Annotated in this window: 4 protein-coding genes; 1 reads left to right on the forward strand and 3 read right to left on the reverse strand. The window is 58.6% G+C overall.

Annotation, left to right across the window (positions count from 1 at the left end; all coding sequences use genetic code 11):
* The first annotated feature begins 708 nt into the window (after positions 1-708).
* The gene (locus tag WCA53_RS31750) at positions 709-1,092 is read left to right on the forward strand and encodes a VOC family protein (protein ID WP_423921046.1); all 384 of its coding nucleotides are present in this window, start codon (positions 709-711) and stop codon (positions 1,090-1,092) included.
* 47 nt (positions 1,093-1,139) lie between these two features.
* Here the strand turns inward: WCA53_RS31750 and WCA53_RS31755 are convergent, their stop codons facing one another.
* The 3 genes from WCA53_RS31755 to WCA53_RS31765 all read right to left on the reverse strand — a co-directional run.
* A complete protein-coding gene (locus tag WCA53_RS31755) occupies positions 1,140-1,457 on the reverse strand; it encodes a hypothetical protein (protein WP_423921049.1) in 318 nt (105 codons plus the stop codon).
* A gap of 622 nt (positions 1,458-2,079) precedes the next feature.
* Positions 2,080-2,406 (reverse strand): ribbon-helix-helix domain-containing protein, encoded by a 327-nt coding sequence (locus WCA53_RS31760; protein ID WP_423921052.1) that lies wholly within the window; start codon positions 2,404-2,406, stop codon positions 2,080-2,082.
* A 55-nt stretch (positions 2,407-2,461) separates the two neighbouring features.
* A partial coding sequence (locus WCA53_RS31765) for a GMC family oxidoreductase (protein WP_423921056.1) occupies positions 2,462-3,656 on the reverse strand: 1,195 nt, incomplete at its 5' end.

A 3,656-nucleotide genomic window follows, 5' to 3' on the forward strand; every position in this document is an offset into this window, starting at 1 on the left:
ACCCGCCTCGAAATATTTGTAAAGTAATTCGGGAACACCGCCCGGAGAACTTGCACGATAGGCTTGCGGCGTAGAAAATTTATTGCGTAACGTCGATATATGACAGCAATGCCATCTAGCTGCCACCATCGGGTCAGTGCCACCTGACTACACTTGCTGCATGCAGAATCTCACGAAGATGACCTCGTGACCTTCGTTGCATGGAGAGTTCTCAAGTCCACGTCTTCAGGAGCCAGAAAATGAAACTTATACTTGCCGGCATTAGCGTTGCTTCGCTTCTTGTCATTGCTACAAGCGCATACGCTGATGACTCCGTCCCCGTTCAAGCACCCACGTCGCAATCCTCCCAGCAGGCTGGCGATCAGGGCGGAACAATTTCAGGCTCGTCTGCATGGGGCCAATCGAGTGCGGGTCTCACACGCAACGACGTCAAGCAGCAACTGAATACGGCTGAGCAAAACGGGCAAATCGCCCGGCTCAATCAAACCCTTTACAAGGGCCAATAACAGAAGTTGAAACGATTCCCGGGAAAGTCAATTCGCGATCGATTTGAGCGGAGCTCTCCAACCCGGGAAGCGAAACCATGTCCCCGCCTTTCAACGACGCCCCTGTTTTCTAGGACGTCGACCCTGGCGCGAGTAGTAGAAATACGCGATACAGTGCTTGTTAGCGCTGCGGCAGTCATTCAACTTGGGAGAGGGTTGCTCAATGCCAAAAATCAATGGATTGCGTCCCTTTGCGTTCGTGCTCGCCGTCCCCGATTTGGAGCGCAACGCGGCTTATTTTCGTGATGCGCTCGGCTTTCGCGTTGAATGGGCGGACGCATCGGGTTGGCGGCTCCTCTGCCGGGGAGATGTCCGCATCATGCTTGGCGATTGTCCCGACGCCTTGTCCGCCGCAGCGACCGGCGACCACAGCTACTTCGGCTATATGGATGTCGATGACGCCGACGCTTTCTATGAGGAATTCGTTGAAAAAGGGGCGTTGATACTCGACCCTCCGACCGACAAGCCGCACGGCATGCGTGAATTTACGGTCGCGACGCCCGACGGGCATCGACTCGTGTTCGGTCAGGCCCTTGCCCGGAAATAGGTGCAGACGGCACACGTGAGCTCAGCTTCGAATCGGCGCCGCGCGCCCTACCGCCTGGGCCCTTTCATAATTTCCATCTCCATCGCGGCGTTCCACTCCTCGCTCGCCTCGGTGGCATCCATCTCTTCCTCAACGGACCCCATCGCGCGCTCGGCGGCCTCTTTCGTCTCGTCTGGCGGGTCGTCGAATTCGTCGCCGTCGTCACCTGGGGGTTGCAGCATGTCCTTAAGCATCGCGCTTAGCTCGGGGGTGTCCCAGGGCAAGCCGCGTTGCGTCTGCACCTTAATGTAATGTCTCACTTCCGCGTCCTGCTCCGCGGTGAGGGGCAAGCCCCTAAAGGTGGCATCAGGGTCAAGGTCTGTCATGGCTTTCTCCAGGGCACGGCGTCCCTTAGTGTAGCTCCGTTGCAGGCTTGTGATGCGGTGACGGCGGAGGTATTTGTCTGACGATGGAAATCCGATCGGGACATCCACACCGTTGCGCCTGCATCATCTTCCCGTGGACGCCGCCATAGAAAAATGAATAGTGCAACTCGGTATTTCGTCACCTTGCCGATAAGTGATTTGGCACCTATAACGGGGAAACGGACTAGCGTGGGCTAATTTCTTGTCGCTCGGTGTTCCTCGTGACCGCGTTCGCCACCGCCGGGCACTTCAACGCTCCTGGAGACCCGCCGTGTACCCAATCCAGCGTGCATTTGCAATCTTGATTGTCGGCTCCGTGTGGGTGAGCACGGCGAGAGCGCAAGCGGATTCTGATACCACCGCCCCCGTTCAACAACACGCGCCCCGCAAAACGACGAAGCCTAATCACAAACAAACGCAACCCGCCGACGCTTGCTATCGCGGCGGTCAAATCTATTCCAATGGGTATGTCGATAAATGGTGCGCCAAATATGGTCCTTCCGGCTGTGTGGAAACGCGTTGCCTCCCATGTAATAGCGGAACCTGGGGACCGGACCAGATCTGTCGATAAGCGCGGCGAGGATTAGCCTGCCAATTTGTCGAGCGCGGTCACGCTTGCAACGTGGCCGCGCAACCCTAGCGAGGCGCTTGCCTTCAAACCCTGATAGCGCAGGCATGTCACCCGCAGGAACGACGCGAAATTCGTCGCTTCTCCCAGATGCAGCGACACCTCCTCGTGAAGCTTGGCGATCAATTGGTTGGTCGTCATGTCGTTATCGGCGGCGAGTTCCGACAGCGTCTGCCAGAACAGGTTTTCGAGCCGGATCGTGGTAATCACGCCGCTAATGCGCACTGAGCGGGCACGGCATTCGTAAAGGATCGGATCAGTCTGCGCGTAGATCTTGCACATCGGCTACTCCTTAAAATGAACGCGACGGGCAGCGTCCGGCCGCCCGTCGCCGCGCTTAGATTCTCTGGCTTCGCATCTGGTCGGCGATGTACCCCGATTGCCGAATCGCCAGCGTCACGATCGTCAAGGTCGGATTCTCGGCCGCGCCGCTCGTGAACTGGCTGCCGTCCGAAATGAACAGATTTTTCACGTCGTGTGTCTGTCCGTATTTGTTGCACACGCCGTCCCTCGCGTTCGCACTCATCCGGCAAGTGCCGAGGTTGTGCGTGGACGGATAAGGCGGCGTGCGCAGCGTCTTGATCGCGCCGGCTGCCGCATAGACCGCCTCGCCTTGTTGATAGGCGTGGTTACGCATCGCGACGTCGTTCGGATGATCGTCATAGTGGACGTTCGCGACGGGCAGGCCGAAGCTGTCCTTGACGTCATGGTTCAGCGTGATGCGGTTCGACTCGGATGGCATGTCCTCGCCGACAATCCACATGCCCGCCAGATTCACATAGTTGTCGAGGTAGTAAGTGAAATCCGATCCCCACGCGCCGGGGTCAAGGAACGCCGCCGCGAATGGCAGTCCGAGCGAGATCGTCTCAAGTTCGTAGCCGCCCGCAAAGCCGCGCTTCGGATTGAATTCAACTTCGTCCGTGATAATGCCGGCCATCACGGTGCCGCGATAGAAGTGCACCGGTTCCTTGAACACGCCGAACACCGATCCGGTCGTGTGCCGCATGTAGTTGCGGCCGACCTGGCCCGAACTGTTAGCAAGGCCATTCGGGAATTTCGACGATTCCGACAGCAGCAACAGCCGGGGCGTCTCGATCGAATTGCCCGCCACGCAGACAACCCGCGCGCGCTGGCGCTGCTGTTTGCCGTCGGCATCGATATAGACGACGCTGCTCGCCTTGCCTGCCGCATTGGTGTCGATCCGCATTACATGTGCCTCAGTGCGCAGATCGAGCTTGCCCGTTGCCTCGGCCGCCGGAATTTCGGTGTAGAGCGTCGACCATTTTGCGCCGGACTTGCAGCCCTGGAAGCAGAAACCCAGCTGCATGCAGCTTGCGCGACCGGCGCGCGGCTCGCTATTGATCGCCATATGGCCGGTGTTGCAGGTCTTGTAGCCGACCTTTGTCGCGCCGTCGTACATGACCTTGAAGTTGTTGTTGCCGGGCAGCCCTGGAATGCCGTTGGTGCGCGTCACGCCCATCTTGTCCTCGGCGCGCGCGTAGTAGGGATCGAGTTCGGACCGCGAAATCGGC

Origin of the sequence: Caballeronia sp. (assembly GCF_049581465.1) — a bacterium.
Classification (GTDB): domain Bacteria; phylum Pseudomonadota; class Gammaproteobacteria; order Burkholderiales; family Burkholderiaceae; genus Caballeronia.

What these genes read in the sequence shown, in the direction of transcription:
- WCA53_RS31750 (WP_423921046.1), top strand. Translation starts at nt 709, where the DNA reads ATGCCAAAAATCAATGGATTGCGTCCCTTTGCGTTCGTGCTCGCCGTC.
- WCA53_RS31755 (WP_423921049.1), bottom strand. Translation starts at nt 1,457, where the DNA reads ATGACAGACCTTGACCCTGATGCCACCTTTAGGGGCTTGCCCCTCACC.
- WCA53_RS31760 (WP_423921052.1), bottom strand. Translation starts at nt 2,406, where the DNA reads ATGTGCAAGATCTACGCGCAGACTGATCCGATCCTTTACGAATGCCGT.